Origin of the sequence: Naumannella halotolerans, from assembly GCF_004364645.1 — a bacterium.
Classification (GTDB): Bacteria; Actinomycetota; Actinomycetes; order Propionibacteriales; family Propionibacteriaceae; genus Naumannella; species Naumannella halotolerans.
Window position 1 is genome coordinate 1,486,642 of the sequence record NZ_SOAW01000001.1, and the last position, 21,592, is coordinate 1,508,233.

Genomic DNA, 21,592 nt, shown 5'->3' on the forward strand with positions numbered 1-21,592 from the left:
TCGAGCAAGCTCGGCAATTCTTCTCGTCTTCTCACGCTCAGCCGAGGAATCCAGGACCGTCACGGGTGTTCGCCCCCAAGATGTGTGGTGTTCACCGGGCAGCAGCGACCGGTCCGTCCCAGCGTATCCGGGACCGCGATCCGGGGCGACCTTCGACGCGGCGGCACGCTGTCGTCACCCGTCGTGGTCCATAGTGGGCTCATGCAGATCACATCTTCGGCCACCTTCTCCGCCTCCGCCGACGCGGTCTTCGCGATGCTCACCGACGAGGCGTACCTGACCGAGGTCTGCCGCGCCTCCGACGCCACCGACTACTCGGTGAGTTCCGACGGCACGACCACCCGGACCAGCCGTACCCTGGCGGCGCCGAAGGAGGCCGCGCGATTCACCGGCCCGACCCTGGTGGTCACCGAGCAGATCGTCTGGGGCTCTGCCGCGGCCGACGGCAGTCGCAACGGCCAGCTCACCCTCGGAGTCCAGGGTCAGCCGGTGACGATGAACGGCACGACCACGATCCACCCCTCCGGTCAGACCACGACCGTCGATGTCGACGGTGAGCTGAAGGTGAACATCCCGCTGCTCGGCGGAAAGCTGGAGAAGGCTGCGGCGCCGGCGATCCTGGAGGGGATCAAGCTGCAGCAGGAGGTCGGCAACCGCTGGTTGGCCCGCTGAGGCCGGGCCCGGTCAGCGCAGGTCGGTCAGCGCAGATCGGTCAGGGTGGCCGGGTCGACCGTCGTGCCGATCAGCTCCCGGAGCTGGTCGTTGACGTCCCAGATGCCGACGTTCATGGCGGCGGTGACGGTCCGCCCCTCGTCGCCGCCCAGCCAGTAGGCGATGAACTCGTTGTCCGACAGGTTGCCGCGGACCACCACCTCGTCATGCGGCCGGGAGTGCCCGACGTACTCCATCGAGAACTCGAACTGGTCGGTGAAGAAGTACGGCTGCCAGTCGTAGCGCACCTCCTGACCGAGCATCGCCCGGGCTGCCGCCTTGCCCTGCCGGATGGCGTTGTCCCAGTGCTCCACCCGCAGCGGGCCGTAGAGCGCATGGGTGGCCTTGGCCACATCGCCTGCGGCCCATACCTGTGGATCGGTGGAGCGCAGGGAGACATCGGCAATGATGCCGTCACTGACCCCGAGACCGGCTGATTCCGCGAGCGCGGTCTCCGGCTCGACACCGATGGCGGCCAACACGATGTCGGCCGGAAACTCCTCACCGTCGGCGAGCACGGAATCCGGGGTGATCTCCTGCACCTCGATGCCGTTGCGGATGTCCACGCCGTGCGATTCGTGCAGGCGCTGCAGGTACGCCGAAAGCTCGTCGCCGAGCAGAGCCTGCATCGGTGCCGGTCCGCGATCCAGGACGGTCACCTCGAGTCCGGCCTGACGGGCCGAGGCGGCAACCTCCAGGCCGATCCAACCGGCACCGATGATCACCAATCGCTTCTCCGGTGCGAAGGCGGCGTGCAGCTGCTGCTCGTCGGCGCGGGTCCGCAGCACGTACGCGCGATCAGCCCCGGGCACCGACAGCGGACGGGGGCTCGCGCCGGTGGCCAGCAGCAGGCCGTCGTAGTCCAGCTGCCGCCCCTCGTTGAGGGTCACCCTGCGGTTGTGCAGGTCCAGCTCGGTGGCCTTGGCACCGGTGATCACCTCGATGTTCTGGTCGGCGTAGAAGTCGGCCTCGTACTGCAGGTGGAACTCCTTGGTGTCCTGCAGCACCTCCTTCGACAGCTGTGGTCGCGGGTAGGGCAACAGCTTCTCGGCACCGACCACGGTCAGTTCGCCGTCCCAGCCCTCCTCCCGCAGGGTCTCAGCGGCGTATGCCGCGGTCAGGCCAGCTCCGACGATGACTATGCGCTCCATCTGTCCATCGTGCGTCGGCACTCACCGGAAGGAAACCCCCTGCAGCCGGCCTCAGCCGGTCTTGGACTCGCCCTTGGCCGCTTCCCGGCGCTTCTTCGCCGCGTCCACCGATGCCCGCAGGGCGGCCACCAGATCGACGACCTCGGCCTCCTCCGGGGCCTCCTCGGAGTCCTCGGACGGCATCGGCGAGCCGGACAGCTTCGCGTTCACGACCTCTTCCAGCGCGGCGCGGTAGTCGTCGTGGTACTGCTCGGGCTCGAACGGGCCGTCGAGTGCCTCGATGAACGACTGGGCCATGGTCACCTCGGCGTCGGAGACGCTGACATCGGAGGCCGGGGCGGCGAACTCGCCGTCGCGCAGCTCGTCGGGCCACAGCATCGTGTGCATCAGCAACAGATCACCCTTGGTCCGGATCATCGCCAACTGCTCACGGCTGCGGATGGCGACCTTCACCAGGGCGGCCTTGCCGGTCTTGTCCAGCGCATCGCGCAGCAGCACATAGGGCTTCGCGCCGGGTCCGTCGGCCTCCAGGAAGTAGGTCTTGTTGATGTAGGTGGGGTCGATCTCCTCGGCATCGACGAACTGCACCACCTCGACCTGCTTCGCGCTGGGCAGCGGCAGGTCGTCGAAATCGGACTTCTCCAGGATGGCCATCCGGCCGTCCGGCGCCTCGTACCCCTTGGCGATCTCGCTGAAGGGGATCTCCTTGCCGTCCTTGTCGCAGATGCGTTTGTACTTGATCCGGCCGCCGTCCTCGGCGTGCACCTGCCGGAAGGAGATGTCCTTCTCCTCGGTGGCGGAGTAGAGCTTGATCGGAATGGTCACCAGGCCGAAGGAGATGGCGCCCTTCCAGATTGATCGAGGCATGCTGCCCATTGTGACCCACTCCACCACCGCGACGACAGCAGGTGGCCCAGCCGGGGTCGATCAGTCCTGCGGTGCCTTCACCGCCAGCACCGGGGTCAACAACGTGCAGGTGGTGAACATCCCCGGCGCCGGCGGCACCATCGGCCTCAGCTCCTTCGTCACCATGACCGGTGATCCGACCACCGTGATGGCCACCGGTACGGCGATGCTCGGCGGGATCGAGCTGAACGACTCACCGGTGGACCTGACCGATGTCCGGCCGATCGCCAGGGTGGCCGAGGACTACGACGCGATCGTGGTCAATGCCGACTCCCCGTACCAGACCATCGACGATCTGGTGAACGCCTGGTCCGGCGATCCGGGTGGGCTGGTCTGGACCGGCGGCTCGGCCGGTTCGATCGACCATCTGATCATCGCCGCCCTGGCCAAGGAGAGCGAACTCGACCCGAGCGAGATCACCTTCATCCCGAAGCGGTCGGCGTGGCCATGATCGACGTACCCGAGGGCACCGACCCGCCCGGACCGGAGTTCTTCCCGCTGCTGATCGCGGTCGTCATGTACGTCCTGGCGGTGCTGCTGGTCGTGAACTACATCCGCAATCCCGAGGTTCCGCAGCCGGCCACCTACGATGAGCACGACGAGGTCTCCGAGGAGGACCGACGGATCGCCGAGGAGGCGGCCAAGGTCAAGTACGCCACCTTCACCGACTGGCGCTCGGTCGCCTGGGTGGTCGGCGGGTTCCTCGCGTTCGCTGCGGTGCTGGAGTTCGCCGGCTGGGTGATCTCGGCGGCACTGCTGTTCTGGTGTGTCGCCCGAGGGATGGGCAGCCGTCGCCCGCTGCTCGACCTCACTGCCGCCCTGACCGTCTCCAGCATCGTCTATCTCGCCTTCGACGTCCTGCTCGGCCTGAACCTGCCCTCGGGCTTCCTCGGAGGTTTCTGATGGAATCACTATCCATGCTGATGGAGGGGTTCAGCCACGCGTTCACGCCGCTGAACCTGCTCTTCGTGGTGATCGGCTGTCTGCTCGGTACGGCGGTCGGCGTGCTGCCCGGTCTCGGTTCCTCGATGGCGGTCGCGCTGTTGTTGCCGATGACCTTCTCGCTGGATCCGACGGCGGCCTTCATCATGTTCGCCGGTGTCTATTTCGGCGGCCTGTTCGGCGACTCCACGATGGCGATCCTGATGAACACCCCGGGTCAGGCCTCGGCCATCGCCTCCACCTTCGAAGGCCACAAGATGGCGCGGGCCGGTCGAGCACCCGCAGGCGCTGGCGACGGCGGCGATCGGCGCCTTCATCGGCGGCATGATCTCCTGTGTGGTGGTGGTGTTCCTGGCCCCGACCCTGGCCGATTTCGCCACCGCGTTCGGCCCGGCCGAGTACTTCGCGCTGGCACTGTTCGCCTTCGTCGCCACCTCCTCGGTGGTGGCCGACTCGGTGCTGAAGGGGCTGGCCTCGCTGGTCGTCGGGCTCGGCCTGGCCACCATCGGGATCGATTCGATCACCGGTGCCGAGCGGTTGAGCTACCACGTACCGGAGCTCTTCGACGGCATCTCCCTGGTCACCGTCACCGTCGGCCTGCTGGCCCTGGGTGAGGTGATCCACATCGCCTCCCGGATCCGTCGGGACCCGGCCCCGGCGACCATCCGCAAGTCGGGCCGTCCGTTCCTGTCCCGGGCCGAGTTCAAGGAGGCGCTGCCGGCGTGGCTGCGGGGTACGGGGATCGGCCTGCCGTTCGGCGTGATCCCGGTCGGCGGTGCCGACGTACCGACCTTCATCGCCTACGGTGCGGAACGCTCGATCGATCGTCGACGGAAGAATCCGCAGTTCGGCAAGGGCGCCATCCGCGGTCTGGCCGCGCCGGAGGCGGCTGGCAATGCCACCACCGGTACGGCGATGGGTGCGCTGCTTGCCCTGGGCCTGCCGGTCTCGGCCACTGCGGCGATCATGCTGGCGGCGTTCCGGCAGTACGGTCTGCAGCCCGGCCCGCTGTTGTTCGAACGGGCGCCCGAGCTGGTCTGGGGCCTGCTGGCCAGCTTCTTCCTGGCGATGATCGTGCTGTTGTTGTTGAACCTGCCGTTCGCGACCCTGTGGGCCAAACTGCTGCTGATCCCGCGGCCGTACCTCTACGCCGGGATCGCGGTCTTCTGCGGGCTCGGCGTCTATGCCACCTCATCGTCGACCTTCGACCTGTTCATGCTGCTCGGGATCGGCTTCTTCGCCTTCTTGATGCGGCGCTTCGACTTCCCGCCGGCGCCGTTGCTGATCGGGATGGTGCTGGGTCCGCTGGCCGAGACCAACCTGCGGGACGGTCTGCTCAGCTCCGGTGGTGACTACGGGATCTTCCTCACCGGGGCGATCCCGATCATCATCTACCTCCTGTTGCTGATCGCGATCGTGATCTCGGTGGTCGGCCGGATCCGCTCCCGCCAGCGCGTCGACGTCTGAGTCGCAACGGAAAACGACGTCTGAGTCGCAATGGAAAACGACGTCTGAGTCGCAGCGGACATCGACGTCTGAGTCGCAATGGACGACGAGCCGGATCCAGGGCGCGTCTGCGTCCTGGATTCCGGTCTCGGTTCGTCCGCTGCGGTCAGCCGCGGTCGATCAGTCCACCCAGCTCGGTGCGGGAGTGCCAGAGCAGGTCGTTCTCGGACAGGAAATGCTGCACCGCCGGGGACTCCCAGGCGCTGTCCAGGTCCTCGCCCTCGACCGCGGAGGCGGCGGCCGTCACCCGTGCGGGCTCGGAGTCGGCGAAAACCCCGCTCACCTTCGGCAGCCGCAGCCCGTCGACGGCCACCGTGCCGAAGTCGGCCGGTTCGACCGGCTGGGAGTCCACCTCGGCAGTGACCACGATCGGGGACCCGACGAGCAGACCCGCCGCCCGCGCGATCAGCAGGCAGACGTACTCGGCCTCCTCGCCGGCTTCCAGGCCGAAGGCCTCGGTCATCGGTACGGTCGTGGTGTGGCCGAGCAGCCCGTCGACGGTTCCCCCGGCTGCCAGTTCCCGGGCCTGCTCGGGGGTCAACGGGATCGCCGTCAGACTGCTCATCGCTGCTCCTCCAGATCGCGTACAGCCGCCATCATGGCAGACCCGATCGCCGTGGCGATCCGCTCGGGATCCGGTCCCCCCTCGCCGTCGGCGTACACACTGAGGTAGGTCTGCCCCGCCAACTGCAGGATGCCCAGGGTCAGCTGGTGCCCGGCCGAGATCGGTACGACCGGCCAGCTGCCGACCAGCACTGCATCGGCCAGGCGGATCATCGACCCACCGGCATCCACCTCCACGGTGAGCAGGTCGTGGACCAGCGCCGGTGGCTCTGCCGCTGCGGCCACGGCCAGATCGCGACGGGTGGCCGCGGGCCAGCCGCCGAACACCGAGTCACCGAACACCGGGTCGCCGAACACCGAGTCCTCTCCGGCAGGCTCGGCGGCGGCAGACTCGGCCAGTGCATCGATCCGGGTACAAAAGCTCGCCCCGGCGAGCGGCAGCGTCCGTACCCGGGACACCACCGGATTCTCGCTCGCCGACCCGGCGCCCACGCCCGGCACCAGGATCGCCACGGTGTCGACCGGCTCGGCCAGCACCCCGGGAAGCTCGGCCAGCGCCTCGGCCAGACCGGCGAGCACCAGCTCGATCACACCGACCTCGCGAGCGTGCGGGTGATGGGCGCCGTGGTCCTGCCGGTCGCAGGCGTCGCGGTCCTGCCGGTCGCAGGCGTCGTGCAGCAGTGTCTGCACAGTGGTGAGCGTCTCCGCCGGCAGAACGCGCAGTGCCAGCGCTCGTTTCCGGGAGGTGGCTCCGGCCAGTGGTGAACCGACCGGTGGCGGGCCGGTGACCCACGCACCGACCACATCGGTGGCGGCGTCGGCGGCGACCCCGGCGAACGGGGCGAGGGTCAAGACGGTGCCGAAGCCCTCCACCGCGGCCCGCCGCAGCCGCGGCAGCCATCCGTCGCCGGCTGCCGCCTCCGTACCGGCCGCGAGCAGCAGCTCGCGAGGTCCCGGCATCGGCTCGGGCTGCCACGGGCTGCCGAATCCACCCCAGTCGGTGTCCCCGGTGTCGAGGCCCTTGTCGAACCAATCCTGGCCTCCACCGGGCCAGACGTTGCCACCGTCGGTCACCGGTTCATAGAGCAGTTGTCCGGGGTCCAGCGCATCGGGGCCGCAGACCAGGGCCGGATGCAGCTTCCAGATCAGCGCACCGGCCTCTCCTCCGGTGATCACCCAGAGCTGCCACAGCGGGCGGTCCCGGGGAAGCCGGGTGGCGAGGACCTCGGCGGCCAGTTCCCCCAGCTGCGACTCATCGGCGGCATCGGCCACCCGACGGGTGAGCACCTGCCGCCGAAGATCGAAGTCGGTGTCGTCGGCCCAGACCGGTGTGCCCAGATGTCCGGGGATCGGAAGCACCCGCTGCCGGAACCGGGGTAGGTAGCTGAGCTGGGCCTCGAGCAGGTCCCGGACCCGGTCCACCTGCAGCGGCCGGTCGAAGCGGTCGACCGAACCGATCACGGCCGGGTTGTTCGGGGTGTCGGTCGCCAGATGCCGCAACTGCAGCTCGGTCAGTCGTTCCATACGATCTCCCTGCCTCCACCCCGTCGCCTGCTGCCCGGTTCGGCCGCACTGTCCACAGACCCACTTCCCCGCGGCCCGACGACCTGTGAGGCTGACGACATGGCCGTGTCACCGACTTCCACCGATCCCGACCTGCGACCTTCCGGTCGGCGGGAACCGGCACCGCTGGTGAGGCCGGCCCCGGCGTACCTCCCGGCGGGTACCAGTTGGCGCTCGGAGCCGACCCTGCCGAGGGTACGTCGGCACGCCACGCCGCCCCAGCCGTCGATCCCGGCAGCGGCTCCCCGACCGGCCGAAGGCCCGGCACAGGCACTGGCCCGGAGCCTGCTGGAGGTGGCCACCGGTCGGCGTAGCGACGAACAGTTGCAGCAGGTGCTGCACCCGGCCGCCGAGGCAGGGATGACCGCGCTGCGTCGCCGGTTCACCGGCCGGCCGGTCGCCCTGCGACGGGCCCTGACCCAGTCGCCCCGGCCGGCGGTGGTCGAGGTCACCGTGGTCTGCACCGTCGGCGGGCGCGGGACCCCCACGCGCACCGAGGCGGTGGCCGTCGAACTCCGCCGGATCGGCGGCAGCTGGCGGATCTGCGCGGTCGAATGCGCCGGCGGCCGGGCCGGTGTCCCGGTCCCGGCGCCCACCCGCATCGTGGAGGCAGGTCGTCGTGCTGCAGTGGCCTGATCAGCCCTTGCGCCCGTGGCACTGCTTGAACTTCTTGCCCGAGCCACAGGGACACAGCTGATTGCGGCCGACACCGGCGAACTCGTCCTCGCCACTCTCGGTCCTGGTCTGTTCACCGGACTCACTCGGCGCCGAGTAGCGCAGCTTCGGAGCGGTACGCCGACGCTCGGCACCCTTCACCTGCACGGTGCCGGCACCGACCAGTCGGTCGCCGGAATCGGTCGTCTCCGGTGCCGCCCCGTCGGCCTCCGTCGGCTCCCCGGCCTCGGACCCGGCCTCGGCCGACCCGGCCTCGGACCCGGCCTTGGCCGACCCGGCCTGGGCCTCGGTTGCCGAGTTGCCGTTCACCCCGGCGGCCAGGCTGCCGACGGTCACCTTCTTGCCCGCGCTGTCCCGGACGGCCTTCATCGTCGGCTGCTGCACCTCGACCCGGAAGACGAAACTGACCACCTCGGCCAGCACCGCCTCCATCATCGAGTTGAACATATCGCCACCCTCGCGCTGGTACTCGACCAGCGGATCCCGCTGGGCCATCGCCCGCAGGCCGATACCCTCCCGCAGGTAGTCCATCTCGTAGAGGTGTTCACGCCACTTGCGGTCGAGTACCGTCAGCAGCACCTGCCGCTCCAGGCTCCGCATGTTCTCCTCACCCAGCTCCTCCTCGCGCTTGGCGAAGACGGCGTGGGCGTCGTCGATGAAGGCCTGGGCCAGTTCCTCCGAGCGCAGGTCACCGCCCTCGTAGTCGGCGCGGTCCAGGCCGACCGGGTAGAGCGCCTCGGCCTCGGCCCAGATCGCCTCGTAGTCCCAGTCCTCGGCGAACCCCTCGGAGGTGAGCTGGCGGATGGTCTGGCCGACGACCTTGTCGATCGCCGCCTGCACCTGGTCCTTGACCTCGGCGCCCTCCAGCACGGCCCGTCGGTCGGCGTAGATGACGTGGCGCTGCCGGTTCATCACGTCGTCGTACTTCAAGACGTTCTTGCGCATCTCGAAGTTCTGCGACTCGACCTGCTTCTGCGCGCTCTCGATCGACTTGGTCACCGAGCGATGATCGATCGGCTGGTCGTCGGGGACCTTCAGACTGGTCATCACCCATTCGACGATGTCGGACTTGAACAGTCGCATCAACGTGTCGTCCAGCGACAGGTAGAAACGGCTCTCGCCCGGGTCACCTTGTCGACCCGATCGACCGCGCAGCTGGTTGTCGATCCGGCGGGACTCGTGACGCTCGGAGCCGACCACGTAGAGACCGCCGAGTTCGACCACCTCGGCGTGTTCGGCGGCGACCTGTTCCTCGATCTCGGGCAGCACCTCAGCCCAGGCCTGCTCGTACTCCTCGGGGGTGTCCTCGGGGTTCAGGCCGCGCTTCTGCAGCTTCGCATCGGCCAGGAACTCGGTGTTGCCACCGAGGATGATGTCGGTACCACGGCCGGCCATGTTGGTGGCGACGGTGACCGCACCCTTGCGTCCGGCCTCGGCGACGAACTGCGCCTCCTTGGCGTGGTTCTTCGCGTTCAGCACGTTGTGCGGTACGCCGGCCTTCTTCAGCCGCTTCGAGATCAGCTCCGACTTGGCCACCGACCCGGTACCGATCAGCACCGGCTGGCCCTGCTCGTGCCGCTCGGCCACATCGGCGACGATGGCGTCGAACTTGGCCGCCTCGGTGCGGTAGATCAGGTCGGGATTGTCCTTGCGGACCATCTCCTTGTTCGTCGGGATCGGGATCACGCCCAGACCGTAGATCTTCTGGAATTCCGATTCCTCGGTCTTCGCCGTACCGGTCATCCCGGACAGCTTGTCGTACATCCGGAAGAAGTTCTGCAAGGTGACGGTGGCCAGGGTCTGGTACTCGTCCTTGATCTTGACCTTTTCCTTGGCCTCGATCGCCTGGTGCAGACCCTCGGAGTAGCGGCGACCCTCGAGGGTACGGCCGGTGTGCTCGTCGACGATCAGCACCTCACCGTTGACCACCACGTAGTCACGGTCACGTTTGAACAGTTCCTTGGCCTTCAGCGCCTGCTGCAGGTAGCTGATCAAGGGGGTGTTGGCCGACTCGTAGAGGTTGTCGATACCGAGCCGGTCCTCGACCACGTCGATGCCGGGCTCCAGGATCGCGACGGTGCGCTTCTTCTCGTCCACCTCGTAGTGCTTCTCGATGCTCAGGGCAGCAGCCAGCCGGGCGAACTCGGGGTACCACTCGTGGTTGTCCTCGGCCGGACCGGAGATGATCAACGGCGTCCGCGCCTCGTCGACCAGGATGGAGTCGACCTCGTCGACGATCGCGAAGTGATGGCCCCGCTGGACGCAGTCCTCCAGTCGCTGGGCCATGTTGTCGCGCAGGTAGTCGAAGCCGAATTCGTTGTTCGTGCCGTAGGTGATGTCGGCGTTGTAGGCCTCACGCCGCTCGGCCGGGGTCATCGAGTTCAGGATCGACGAGGTGGTCATGCCGAGGAAGCCGAAGATCCGGCCCATCTGCTCGGACTGGAACTTCACCAGGTAGTCGTTCACGGTGACGACATGGACACCCTCACCGGTCAGCGCATTCAGGTACGCCGGCAAGGTGGCGACCAGGGTCTTTCCCTCACCGGTCTTCATCTCGGCGATGTTGCCCAGATGCAGGGCGGCGCCACCCATCAACTGGACGTCGAAGTGCCGTTTGCCGAGCACCCGCCGGCTCGCCTCCCGCACGGTCGCGAAGGCCTCCGGGAGCAGGTCGTCGAGGGTTTCGCCGTCCTCCAGCCGCTGTTTGAAGTCGGCGGTCTGACCCTGCAGTTCGGCGTCCGACATCTCGGTGAAGTCGGACTCGATGGCGTTGACCTGCTTGGCGATGGCCTCGAGCTTCTTCAGCGTCCGGCCCTCACCGATCCGCATCAACCTGTCCAGTACAGCCACGCGTTCCTCGTCCTTGCCTCGGCATGCGTACCGACACCCAGTACGCCGCCGTCCATGGTAGACGCTCGGCCCGCCGGCCGTCGCTCGGCGGCCACGACGATCCCGGTCGGTCGGCGAGAAACCCTCACCCCCACCACCGGGGGGATCCCGGCAGCCGGGATTCGTCGGCCGATGGAGCCACTCGCCTGATCCGCGCCGGGAGCTGTTCTAGGCTGGGGCCCGTGACTGGTTCCGACGATGCACCGGCCTTCCGTGCCTCCGATGCCGACCGGGACGCGGTACTCGGCGTTCTCGGTGAGGCGTTGGCCAACGGCAGGCTGACGACCGAGGAGTTCGACGAGCGGCAGAACCAGGCGCTGGCTGCCCGCCTGCTCGGTGATCTCCCGCCGTTGATCCAGGACCTGCCCGAGGGCCGCCGGCTGCTCGCCCGGCAACAGCCCGAGCACCCGGTCTCGGCCCGGCCCGCCGGTGGGGAGAATCTGCCGGTGCGACCCGGCGAGGGGGAAACCTCCAGTTCGGTGGCGATCATGGGAGGCAAGACCCTGCTCGTGCCGCCGGGTACGCCGAAGCTCATCTCGTACCTGCTGATGGGCGGCGACGACGTCTACCTGACCGATGTCATGGGCCCCGGGGTGCAGTTCACCATCGAGAGCTGGTCGATGTGGGCCGGCAACGACATCTATGTCCCGAGCGGGGTACGGGTGATCGACAAGATGACCAACATCATGGCCGGCAACGACATCGCCGCCGAGGCACGAGGTGACGGGTCGAACGGCACGCTGATCCTGACCGGGGTGAACCTGATGGCCGGTCATGACGTGAAGCTGGATCCCGGGAGCAGGACAGAGCTCGAGGAGTGATCGGCCGGACGCGGAACCGAACGGTTCAGCAGACCGAGTCCGACGGTTTCGGCACCGAGAGCCCGAACCATCCCCGGGCCCGCAACCCGACCCAGGTGCCGGCCAGGGCGACCAGCCCCCAGACCCAGCCGGAGACACTTCCCGAGGCGATCCCGGCCAGATAGGCCCCGATGTTGCAGCCGGAGGCCAGCCGCGCGCCGATGCCCATCAGCACACCGCCAAGGATCGAGACCAGCGCCAGATTCCACTGGATCCGCTGCCGGAACACCCAGACCCCGCCGGCGGTCGCCGCCACCCCGGCCCCGAGGATGATCCCGAGGTTCGTCAGCGAGGTCTTGTCGGCCAGGATCGGACCGGCCAGTTGCTTCGCCGGACCGGCCTGCTGCCAGTACTGCCAGGTCTCGGGCTGCAGACCGAACAGCTGCAGGACCTTCGCGCCCCACAGGGCGAATCCGGAGGTCACCCCCCAGGCACCGCCGGAGACCAGCATCACTCCCCCGCCGAGCAGCGCCAGTGCCAGCGCGCCGACCCACAGCGGCCAGGCACCGCGGACGATCCGGGCAAGCCCGCGGGCGGTCGGCGGGCGGCCGGTGGGAGGCGGGTTGCGGCGGGCCTGCACCAGCCGGGCCAGCACGTAGACCGCGAGCAGCGCCGCGATGGTCACCACCCAGGAGCCGAACCAGCCCACGGAGTCCGACAGCAGGATCGGCGGCAGCGCCGGCAGGTCGGCGACCCAGGGGTAGATGGCGGTGAAGATCACCGATCCGGCGATGAACCCGAACAAGGTGAACAGGATCGTGTTCTGGCCGCTGCCGACGGCAAACAGGGTGCCGGAGGCACAGGCGCCGCCGAGCTGCATCCCGATCCCGAACAGGAAGGCGCCCAGCAACAAGCCGATCCCGAGTGTGCCGGCGCTGGGCTCGGGGGTCGAACCGAACAGTCCCGTACCGGTCCCGATCAACAGGCGAAGACGGTCGCCGTGGCACCGAGCAGGACGGTATGTGCCCGCAATCCCTCACCGTTGCCGACCGCCACCAGTTGCCGCCAGGCGGAGGTGAAACCGAAGCGGGAATGGAACAGCGCCAGGCCGAGGCCGAGGCCGAGCAGCAACAACACCGCTGCCTTGGCCCCGTGCTGGATGCCGACGAAACCGACCAATCCGGCGGCCAGCAGCAGGTAGATCGCCAACGGCAACCACTGGGCCCGCCCGGCGCTCTCCGGCGCGGGTGGCACCGCACAGGTCGGCGCGGGGGCCGGCCAGCGGGAGGGGGCAACACTGGTCACGACGTCTCCTTCTGCGGGGTACGGTTCTGTGCGCGGGGCGTCCTGCCCGCTCAGTCGCACCCTACGACGCACGGCCGAGGCACCCCTCAGGTCCGGCAGGTGGAACGCGGATCGCCCGGGCCGGCCGCTCGTGCCAAGGCCGGCGCGAGATCGCCGTCCGGGCCGATGTCGACCATGGACAGGCCGAGCCAGTCGGCGAGGGCGCGCAGCTCGATGGCGAGTTCGGTGGCGATCCGGTCGTGGTCGTGACCGGCTTCGGACCAGGCCGAACGCACCACCAACCGACCGCTGGATCGATCGGCCTTCAGGTCGACCCGGGCGACGAACTCCTCACCCAGCAGGAACGGATAGACGTAGTAGCCGTAGCGACGCTGGGGTTCGGGAACGTAGATCTCGATCCGGTAGTCGAAACCGAACAGCTCGGACAACCGGCGGCGCTCGAAGACCAGTGAATCGAACGGACTGAGCAGGGCCCGGGCGCCGATCCGGCGCGGGATCGGCGCTCCGGCGAGCATCCACAGCGGCCGATCCCAGCCGTCCACCTGCACCGGCGCCAGTTCACCGGACTTGACCAGCTCCTCGATCGCCGGTTTCACCACACCGGTCCGCAGCCGGAAGTAGTCGGCGAAACAGGTCAGCGAACCGATGCCCAGGGCTCGTGCCGAGCGGCGGACGAGCTGACGTACCGCCTCCTCGTGGCTGGGTGTGGGCTGGTCCACGATGGCGGCCGGCAGGACCTTCTCCGGTATGGCGAAGGCGCGCTCGAACTGGCTGTTGCGGTACGCGCTGGTGATCGCACCGGCGTCGAACAACCACTCCAGGGCGGTCTTGGTCTCCGACCAGTTCCACCCCCAATGATCGCGCCGGTGCTCCTCCTCGGACTCGATCTGCCGGGCCGTGATCGGCCGCCGAGCCTGCTCCACCTCGCGGCGCACCCGGGCGACCAGGTCGGGACGCTCCCGCTGGATCCGTACCTTGCCGGCCCAGGCTTCCTCGGCGGCCCGTTCCATCCGCCAGCGCAGCGCCGGTTGCAAGGTGATGTCGATCAGCGAGGCCGCATGTCCCCAGAACTCGAACAGTCGCCGTGGTGGACGGTGCGCCGCCCGTTCCAGCAGTGCCGGGTCGTAGGCGCCGAGCCGGGAGTACAGCGGCATGAAGTGGGCGCGGGTGACGATGTTGATCGAGTCGATCTGGAACTGCCCGAGCTGGCTGATCACCGCCTGCAGATCACGCATCGTGATCGGTCGCTGCGGACGCGGCCGCCGGAAGCCCTGAGCGGTCAGGGCCACCCTTCGCGCCTGGCTCAGTGACAGGCGGCGTGGTCTCGGCACGACGGGTCCGGTAGGCATGGGGGCAATCTAGCCATCGGCTCCGACCGCACCGGTGACTGCCACCGGCCGGGGAAGCAACCCGGCCCGGGCACGGGCGACGGTGTGCCGGGCGAAAAGCTCGGCAGCCGGCAGCATCCGCCGCTGCGGCGACCAGGACAACCCGATCTCGCGTTGCGGGGAACCGGCCAGGCCCAGCACCTGCACCCCCTCGACCGGCGCCGCCACCGAACCGCCCCACAGGGTCGGGGCGATCCCCACCCCCAGTCCGGCAGCGACGAATCCACGCAGGGTCGGCAGATCGTCGGCGACCAGGCCGACCTGCGGCTCGAATCCGGCTGCTGCGCACAACTCCCGCGTCTGCCGGGCCAGCAACGAGGTGGGCCGCGGAATCACGAACGGATCCTCGGCCACCTCGCGCAGATCGACCCGCCCGGCATCGGCCAGCCGGTGGTCGCGGTGCAGCAGCAAGGTGAGCGGTTCGGGAACCAGGCCGCGCCATCGCAGGCCCTCGGCATCGGTGGGCGGCCGCAGGGTCGACAGTTCCAGATCGATCTCGCTGCCGATCCCCACGGCCGGGACCGTCTCGTCGTGGTTGCTGCGCAGATCCAGGCTCACCGCGGGGTGCAGATCGCGGAAGCTGCGTACCAGATCGGGAATCAGCCAGGTGCCCAAGGAGGGCTGGAAGGCGATCACCACCGTCCCGGTCTCGGGATCGAGCAACTGGTCGACGGCGGCCAGGCCGTCGTCCCAGGCGTGCATCATGGCGTCCACGTGGTGCTTCAGCGCCGAACCGGCATGGGTCATCCGCAGCACCCTGCCGTCGCGTCGGAGCAGCGGCGTCCCCACCTCCCGTTCCATCCGGGACAGGGCTCGGGAGACAGCAGGCTGGGAGACCTGTTCACTCTCGCTCACCTCGGTGACCGTCACTCCGTCGGCGATCAGTTGGAACCAGCGCAACACCTGCACATCCATTCCATAACGCTAGCGCATGGATGGTCTGCACAAATGGCATTGGACGCATGGATCTGCCGAGCGCAGCATGGATACATGACCAAGATTCTTCGCCACCTCCTGAGCTTCGACCCCTTCATCACCAGCTACCCCTTCAGCACCCGGAGCACGCTCCGGCAGACCCGGGTCAGCATCGCCGACAAGGCCTGATCCAGCACCCGACCGACCCCGACCAGCCGTTCCCGCCGGATCCCGGCAAGCTCGAGGCCCCGGCGAGCCGGACCACCCCGGGGAAGCAGAAGACGGGCGGTACCCACCGTGAGTTGTCACAGTGGGCACCGCCCGTCCCCGGGTTCTCAGCGAACAGCGGCTGCCGGGGTGCCGAACTCGGCTTGGCTGGTGTCCAACCGGATCACGCCGTAGTCGTAGTGTCGGCGCCGGTAGACCACACTCGGCAGACCGGAGTCGGCATCGACGAACAGATAGAAGTCGTGGCCGACCAGTTCCATCTGGTCCAGGGCCTGCTCCAGGGTCATCGGCTGGGCGCTGTGGGTCTTCTCCCGGACCACCAGCGGACCGTCACCGGTGACCTCGATCCCGGCCACGGTGTGGGTCTCCACCGCCGAGTCGTCCCCGTCCTCCCCCTCCGGCAGCGGGATCTCTCCCAGCAGTACCGGTGACAGCGTCGAGGTCGCCTCGGCAACTGAACGGGGCGAGCGCCGGCCACGCCGTACCTTGCGCCGGTCATTGGCCTTGCGCAACTGGGTACGCAACTTCTCCAGCGCCTGCTCGAAGGCCGCGGTCTTGTCCTGGGCCGTGGCCTCGGCCCGTACCACCGGGCCCTTGCCGACCAGCGTCACCTCCACCCGTGCACCGTCGTCCGGTTGCTTGGTGCGGCCGCCGGCCGAGACGAGGACTTCCATCCGGATCACCCGGTCCCTGAGCTTCTCGACCCGGGCGACGCGCTCGCGGACATGGTCGCGGAACTCGTCTGAGACCTGGCAATGGCGTCCTGTCACCACAACATCCATCGGATACCTCCTGGTAGGTGCGCACTGGCGTGCACCGGACATGAAAAAGGCGCCCGTGTGCTCCGTTGGTCGAGACCTCCAGGGCAACGTGGCGCCATGGACCAACGCTAGTGGTCGTCGTGGTCAGGCACCAGAGCAGCCCACCTTTTGGGTTGCTGTGACCGTCGCCGCACCGATCACCGGCCAGCCCGCCCGCCGCAGTGTGGCCACGGCCTCGGCGATCGAGGCGCCGGTGGTGACGACATCGTCGACGACGATCAGCCCCGGTTCCAGCGCGGTCGGTGAGCTGCGGGTACGCAGGGCGCCGCGCAGGTTCGCCACCCGCTGGCTCGAGGACAGTCCGGACTGGTCGACCACACCGGAGCGCTGCCGCAGCAGTCGACGGACACCCACCTGTCGGTGCCGCATCCCGCTCACCCGTCGCAGCCGGGCCGCCGCCTGCCGGGCGAGCACGGTGGTCGCGTCCAATCCCCTTCGGCGTACCGCCGCCCGTGCGCTCGGCATCGGCACCAGGGCCACCCCGACGGCCGGGTCCCAGCCGTCGGCGCGTACCAACAGCTCGGCCACGGCCAGGGCCAGACGGCCGCCGAGCACCGGCGCGAGGGTCAACGCGCCGCGGTCCTTGTAGGCCACCACCGCCCGGGCCGCGGGCCCGCGGTAGGTCCCGGCGCCGACGCAAAGGGGCCAGCCCGGTGGTGCCGGCCGGGGAACCACCGGATGCGGCACTTCGGCCCGGACGGCGCCCAGACAGGGCATACACAGCCCGATCGCCGGCCGGCTGCAGGCACAACACCGGGCGCCCAGCAGCAGGTCGGCCGCCAGCTCGAGCCCGTGGCGGACGGCTGTCGCGATCCCGAACGCCGACCCGGCAGGCGGTCCGTCCGGCGGACGATCGGATCCGGTCACCGGTCCAGCATCACCGCTGGGCCGACGCTCGACCACCTTCTCTGTGGACAAACTCTGTGGACAAAACCGGGCCACGCACGACCCGTGCCGGGCAACCCGCTTCCTCGGTGCCAGTCAGGCCGCGAAACCGATGGCCTGCAAACCGGGGCCGACCTCCCGCCAGGTGGCGTCGTCGACATAGCGCCACGTGCCCGCCTGCCCGGTGACCACGACCCGGGAATTGCGGTGCCGCGGCAGGGCAGCGATGCTCTCGGCGTCCCAGCCGTCGGGGGTGGTCAGTTCGGTCGCCGGGGTGCCGTCGGTCGACACCCGCCAGACACCGGCGCCGCCTTGGCCCTCGGCCAGCACCATCAGCGTCAGGTCCGACATCCAGGCGACGTCGAACGGCTCGCCGTCGATCGGCAGGGTACGCCAGCCGTCGATTGCCACCTCCCCCAGGCGATCGATCCGGACCAGTCCGAGCACGGACTGTCCGTCCCGCTCGCCGACGATCGCCATCCGGCCGCCATCGGGGGAGATCCGGAAGTTCACCACCTCCACCCCGGCCAGACCCGGGGCCGAGACGGACCGGACGTCCCGGCCGACCACCCGGCTGACGGTGTTGTCGGCGGCGTCGATGGCCCACAGCTCATCGCGTCCGTCGTCGACGTACTGCGGCCGTAACAGGTCGGTGCCGGACACCATGTCCAGGGGTTCACCGATTCCGGTCGATCCCTGCTGGATCCGGGTCCCCCCATCGGTGACCGCGGCGAGCCGGTCCCCGGTCAGCGACGGACTCATCGCCTCCACATCCTCGGCTTCGGTCCCCCACGGACCAGCCAGTGGAACCAGACCGGTCCCGTCGAGGTCGAAGCCGCGGTCGTCGTCGATTGTCGCGACCGACTCACCGGTGGAACCGAAGAGCTGCTCACCGAGTTCGACCGGGATCGGGTCCAGATCGGCCGGGATCTGCACCTGGACCACCCCGCGTTCATCGGCTCCGGGCACCCGGAAGGGATCACCGGCGACCGACAACCGGACCGCGCTGATCTCCGAATCCGACAAGGTGGCGACAATCTGGTCCCGCAGCCGGGAGCGGGTCTCGTCACCCATCGCGGTCAGTTCCGGCCCACCGACCAAGGACACATCGGCGATGCCCTCGGCATCGAGGAACACCGAACCGACGCTCAGCTGGGTTCCCTCGGGAATGGCGGTGCGGACCGAGGGGGCAAGCCACTGCGTGGGACCGTCGAAGAGCGCACGCAGCCGGGCCCCGGCATTCTGCCGACCCTGCGGAACCACGACCGGGTCGGGTACGAGGGTGCGGAAGTCCGGGTCGTAGTAGTAGACCGCGGCGGTGGTGTAGAAGCGGTTGAACAGGTACTCCTGCACCAACCGACCCGGCGGCGGGTTGGAGATCCGCCACTCACCGTCGACGTCGCGGATCAGTTCGAAGTCGAAGCTCAGTTCGGGCTCCCCCGAGCCGGCGACGGTGATCTCCCCGGCCGATCCGGTCGGGTCGTCGGGGTCGAGCAGCACACCGGGGGTGTAGGAACCGTCGGCATTCACATGACCGGTCACCGGCGCCTTGAGCAGCACACTGCCCGCAGAGCCGTCCCCGCCGGCCCCCTCGCTGATCGTCCACTCGTCGCCGTAGACGGTGATCCCGGCGCCGGGATTCCAGTCCTGCCGGACGCCGGTGGCCAGGTACTCCCGGGCAACGGTGTCACCGTGGAGCTGGCTGGCCGTCGCCTGCAGGAAACCGGCGACGACCTCCGACGGTTCGGCACCGGGCAGCGGATCGGCCGGGTTGATCTCGACCTCGGAGTCGGCGATCGGGCCTGCCCGGCCGACGCTCTGCACCGGGCCGCTGGTCGGGATCGTCCCGCAGGCACCGACCACCGCCAGGATCAGCGGCAGGCCCAGCAACTGCAGACCTCGGGTGAACCTGCCGCGACGAGGAGGCGTCGTCGATCCGCTCATCGTTCCCCCTCCCGATCGTCGTCTGCGCGGCCGTCGGCGGCCTTCACCGCGGTACCGCCACCGGCTGTTGCGTCACCATCGGTTCGATGGCCGGTGGCGCTCGCCGATCCCTGGGCCGGCCGCCGGTGTGGTTCGGCGACCGCATCCCGCGGCATCAGCGGCAGCGGAGACAGCTGCAGGATCGTGTCCTGGGTACGCGGCAGGGTCATCCGGAACTGCGCACCCAGGCCCGGGCGGCCCCAGGCGTTCAGCCAGCCACCGTGCAACCGTACGTCCTCCATCGAGATGGACAGCCCCAGCCCGGACCCACCGATCGTCCGGTCGCGGGAGGGGTCGGCACGCCAGAAGCGGTGGAACACCAACCGGACCTGTCCGGCCTCGAAACCGACCCCGTGGTCGCGGACGGTCACCGCGACCGCCTTCTCGTCCCCGGCCACCTCGATGTCGATCGGCTTGCCCTCCCCGTGTTCGATCGCGTTGGTGATCAGGTTCCGCAGGACCCGGCGGATCCGGCGCTCGTCGACCTCGGCCACGACGTCCGGCCCGGTGTGCAAGCGGAGTTCGGTTCCCAACCGGCCGGCGAAGGCCCGCTGGGCGGCGATCTCGTTGCCGACCAGGACGGCGAGGTCGACCTCGGACAGGCTCAGTTCCGCCTCACCGGCATCGAAGCGGGAGATCTCCAACAGATCGGTCAGCATCTCCTCGAACCGGTCGAGTTCCTTCTGCAGCAGTTCGGCCGACCGCCGGACCATCGGGTCGAAGCTGTCCCGCTCCTCGTAGAGCACCTCCGCGGCCATCCGTACCGTGGTCAGCGGGGTACGCAACTCGTGGGAGACATCGGAGACGAACTGTTGCTGGATCACCGACAGGTCCTCCAACTGGCTGATCTGCTTCTGCAGTTCCGAGGCCATGTTGTTCATCGAGCTGGCCAGGCTGGCCAGGTCGTCGGTGCCGCGGACCGGCAGCCGGTTGTCCAGCAGACCCGAGGCCAGGAGTTCAGCGGTCTTGCGGGCCTCCCGGATCGGTGCCACCACCTGCCGGGCGACCAGTGCGGCGATCAGTGCCAACAGCACCGACAGCAGGACACCGCTGGTGATCACCGCCTGCTGCAACACGTCCAGGGTCTGTTGCTCCTGCTCCAGGGGGAACAGCACGTACATCGGGTACCGCCCGCTGCCCGGATCGACCAAGGAGGTGCCGACGACCAGGCCGGGGGCGTCGGGACGTCCGTCGTCGTGCAGCAAGGTGGTGTAGGTGATCCAGATCCCGTTGTCGGTGGCGACCTGCTGGCGAAGGGATTCCGGGACCGACTCGGTCCGTACCCCCGGGGAGGAGAAGGCCGAGTACGGTCCGTCGACGACCACGTCGTAGCTGGTTGCCCCGCTGCCGCGGTTGCTGGCGTCCAGGGTCAGCTGCACCAGCAGGGTGGAGATGTCGGCCCGGTCGATGTCGGCGGCGGTGAGCTGACGCTGGGCGGTGTCGAAGGCGACCGTCGCGACCACTGTCGCCGACTGCCGCTTACCCTCCAGCACACCGTCGGCGGCCTGCCGCATCAACAGCACACCGCTGAGTGCGGTGACCCCGACCGAGGCGATCAGCACCGAGGAGATGACGCGCAGCGGCAGCGATCCCCACCACCACCGCAGGGGGAACCGTGCCCACTGGGCGATCCGGCTAGTTGGGCTCACCGGCCTTGTAACCGATTCCGCGAACGGTGACCACGATCCGTGGCCGCTCCGGGTCCTCCTCGATCTTGGATCGCAGTCGTTGCACGTGGACGTTCACCAGCCGCGTGTCGGCGGCATGGCGGTAACCCCAGACCTGTTCCAGCAGGGTCTCCCGGCTGAACACCTGGCGGGGACGGCGGGCCAGGGCGAGCAGCAGGTCGAACTCCAACGGGGTGAGGCTGATCTCCTCCTCACCGCGCTTCACCGTGTGTGCCGGTACGTCGATCCGCAGATCACCGATCCGCAGTTGGTTCTCATCGGGTTCGGGTGTCGAGCGCCGCAATCGGGTACGGATCCGGGCGACCAGTTCCTTGGCCTTGAACGGTTTCACCACGTAGTCGTCTGCTCCGGCCTCCAGCCCGGCGACCACATCGGTGGTGTCGGACTTCGCCGTCAGCATCACGATCGGTACCCCGCTGCCGGCGCGCATCTCGCGGCACAGCGACACACCGTCTCGTCCGGGCAGCATCAGATCGAGCAGCACCAGATTCGGATTCGCCTCGCGGAAGACCTGCATCGCCTTGTCCCCGTCGGGGGTCCAGATGGTCTGGAAGCCCTCCTGCCGCAGCACCAGCTGCAGCATCTCGGCCAGCGAGGCGTCGTCGTCGACCACGAGCACCCGCTGGGTGTCGTGCGCTGGATCGGTCACGCATGTCCTCCGTTTCGTCGGTG

Annotated in this window: 19 protein-coding genes and 1 pseudogene; 6 read left to right on the forward strand and 14 right to left on the reverse strand. The window is 68.8% G+C overall.

Features of this window, described 5'->3' with window-relative positions:
* The first annotated feature begins 201 nt into the window (after positions 1 to 201).
* Positions 202 to 672, forward strand: a complete 471-nt coding sequence (locus CLV29_RS16145) for a DUF2505 domain-containing protein (RefSeq protein ID WP_166649158.1) — start codon at positions 202 to 204, stop codon at positions 670 to 672.
* A gap of 26 nt (positions 673 to 698) precedes the next feature.
* On the opposite strand, the gene CLV29_RS06795 is transcribed toward CLV29_RS16145, so the two are convergent.
* A complete protein-coding gene (locus CLV29_RS06795; protein WP_133754197.1) occupies positions 699 to 1,862 on the reverse strand; it encodes an NAD(P)/FAD-dependent oxidoreductase in 1,164 nt (387 codons plus the stop codon).
* Positions 1,863 to 1,913: 51 nt separating this feature from the next.
* Positions 1,914 to 2,729 (reverse strand): non-homologous end joining protein Ku, encoded by an 816-nt coding sequence (ku, locus tag CLV29_RS06800; RefSeq protein ID WP_133754198.1) that lies wholly within the window; start codon positions 2,727 to 2,729, stop codon positions 1,914 to 1,916.
* On the opposite strand from ku, the gene CLV29_RS06805 reads away from it, so the two are divergent.
* The 3 genes and pseudogenes from CLV29_RS06805 to CLV29_RS06815 all read left to right on the forward strand — a co-directional run bounded on the left by CLV29_RS06805 (position 2,728) and on the right by CLV29_RS06815 (position 5,177).
* Positions 2,728 to 3,219 carry a tripartite tricarboxylate transporter substrate-binding protein gene (locus CLV29_RS06805; protein ID WP_208292790.1) on the forward strand — a complete coding sequence of 164 codons (492 nt, stop codon included), beginning with the start codon at positions 2,728 to 2,730 and terminating at the stop codon, positions 3,217 to 3,219. The two genes, ku and CLV29_RS06805, sit on opposite strands and share 2 nt — an antisense overlap.
* Complete coding sequence (locus tag CLV29_RS06810; RefSeq protein ID WP_133755094.1) at positions 3,216 to 3,671, forward strand: tripartite tricarboxylate transporter TctB family protein; 456 nt, start codon at positions 3,216 to 3,218, stop codon at positions 3,669 to 3,671. Before CLV29_RS06805 ends, CLV29_RS06810 begins: the two co-directional genes overlap by 4 nt.
* Positions 3,671 to 5,177 (forward strand): annotated as a pseudogene (locus CLV29_RS06815) (tripartite tricarboxylate transporter permease). The gene CLV29_RS06810 and the pseudogene CLV29_RS06815 overlap by 1 nt, the downstream one beginning before the upstream one ends.
* A 145-nt stretch (positions 5,178 to 5,322) precedes the next feature.
* On the opposite strand, the gene CLV29_RS06820 reads toward CLV29_RS06815, so the two are convergent.
* Together CLV29_RS06820 and CLV29_RS06825 are read right to left on the reverse strand one after the other, a co-directional pair.
* On the reverse strand, positions 5,323 to 5,781 hold the full coding sequence (locus tag CLV29_RS06820; protein WP_133754200.1) for a DUF6912 family protein: 459 nt from the start codon (positions 5,779 to 5,781) through the stop codon (positions 5,323 to 5,325).
* On the reverse strand, positions 5,778 to 7,304 hold the full coding sequence (locus tag CLV29_RS06825; protein ID WP_133754201.1) for a wax ester/triacylglycerol synthase domain-containing protein: 1,527 nt from the start codon (positions 7,302 to 7,304) through the stop codon (positions 5,778 to 5,780). Before CLV29_RS06825 ends, CLV29_RS06820 begins: the two co-directional genes overlap by 4 nt.
* 99 nt (positions 7,305 to 7,403) lie before the next feature.
* Between CLV29_RS06825 and CLV29_RS06830 the strand changes: the two genes are divergently transcribed.
* Entirely contained in the window at positions 7,404 to 7,979 is a 576-nt protein-coding gene (locus CLV29_RS06830; protein ID WP_133754202.1) for an Rv3235 family protein, read from the forward strand.
* On the opposite strand, the gene secA is transcribed toward CLV29_RS06830, so the two are convergent.
* Positions 7,980 to 10,868 carry a preprotein translocase subunit SecA gene (gene secA, locus CLV29_RS06835; RefSeq protein ID WP_481819214.1) on the reverse strand — a complete coding sequence of 963 codons (2,889 nt, stop codon included), beginning with the start codon at positions 10,866 to 10,868 and terminating at the stop codon, positions 7,980 to 7,982.
* Between the two features lie 221 nt (positions 10,869 to 11,089).
* Between secA and CLV29_RS06840 the strand changes: the two genes are divergently transcribed.
* Entirely contained in the window at positions 11,090 to 11,728 is a 639-nt protein-coding gene (locus CLV29_RS06840; RefSeq protein WP_208292792.1) for a DUF1707 SHOCT-like domain-containing protein, read from the forward strand.
* 25 nt (positions 11,729 to 11,753) lie between these two features.
* On the opposite strand, the gene CLV29_RS06845 is transcribed toward CLV29_RS06840, so the two are convergent.
* The 9 genes from CLV29_RS06845 to mtrA all read right to left on the reverse strand — a co-directional run bounded on the left by CLV29_RS06845 (position 11,754) and on the right by mtrA (position 21,569).
* The gene (locus CLV29_RS06845; protein WP_208292793.1) at positions 11,754 to 12,689 is read right to left on the reverse strand and encodes a YeeE/YedE family protein; all 936 of its coding nucleotides are present in this window, start codon (positions 12,687 to 12,689) and stop codon (positions 11,754 to 11,756) included.
* The gene (locus CLV29_RS16435; RefSeq protein ID WP_208292794.1) at positions 12,686 to 13,012 is read right to left on the reverse strand and encodes a hypothetical protein; all 327 of its coding nucleotides are present in this window, start codon (positions 13,010 to 13,012) and stop codon (positions 12,686 to 12,688) included. Before CLV29_RS16435 ends, CLV29_RS06845 begins: the two co-directional genes overlap by 4 nt.
* Before the next feature lie 86 nt (positions 13,013 to 13,098).
* Entirely contained in the window at positions 13,099 to 14,361 is a 1,263-nt protein-coding gene (locus CLV29_RS06850; RefSeq protein WP_166649159.1) for a winged helix-turn-helix domain-containing protein, read from the reverse strand.
* A 9-nt stretch (positions 14,362 to 14,370) separates the two neighbouring features.
* The gene (locus tag CLV29_RS06855) at positions 14,371 to 15,315 is read right to left on the reverse strand and encodes a LysR substrate-binding domain-containing protein (protein WP_133754204.1); all 945 of its coding nucleotides are present in this window, start codon (positions 15,313 to 15,315) and stop codon (positions 14,371 to 14,373) included.
* Positions 15,316 to 15,650: 335 nt separating this feature from the next.
* Positions 15,651 to 16,325 (reverse strand): ribosome hibernation-promoting factor, HPF/YfiA family, encoded by a 675-nt coding sequence (gene hpf / locus CLV29_RS06860; protein WP_133754205.1) that lies wholly within the window; start codon positions 16,323 to 16,325, stop codon positions 15,651 to 15,653.
* A gap of 123 nt (positions 16,326 to 16,448) precedes the next feature.
* The gene (locus CLV29_RS06865; RefSeq protein WP_133754206.1) at positions 16,449 to 17,231 is read right to left on the reverse strand and encodes a ComF family protein; all 783 of its coding nucleotides are present in this window, start codon (positions 17,229 to 17,231) and stop codon (positions 16,449 to 16,451) included.
* Positions 17,232 to 17,345: 114 nt separating this feature from the next.
* Positions 17,346 to 19,193 (reverse strand): LpqB family beta-propeller domain-containing protein, encoded by a 1,848-nt coding sequence (locus CLV29_RS06870; RefSeq protein ID WP_133754207.1) that lies wholly within the window; start codon positions 19,191 to 19,193, stop codon positions 17,346 to 17,348.
* Positions 19,190 to 20,881 (reverse strand): MtrAB system histidine kinase MtrB, encoded by a 1,692-nt coding sequence (gene mtrB, locus CLV29_RS06875; protein WP_133754208.1) that lies wholly within the window; start codon positions 20,879 to 20,881, stop codon positions 19,190 to 19,192. Before mtrB ends, CLV29_RS06870 begins: the two co-directional genes overlap by 4 nt.
* Positions 20,868 to 21,569, reverse strand: a complete 702-nt coding sequence (mtrA, locus tag CLV29_RS06880) for an MtrAB system response regulator MtrA (RefSeq protein WP_279586458.1) — start codon at positions 21,567 to 21,569, stop codon at positions 20,868 to 20,870. Before mtrA ends, mtrB begins: the two co-directional genes overlap by 14 nt.
* Positions 21,570 to 21,592 lie beyond the last annotated feature (23 nt).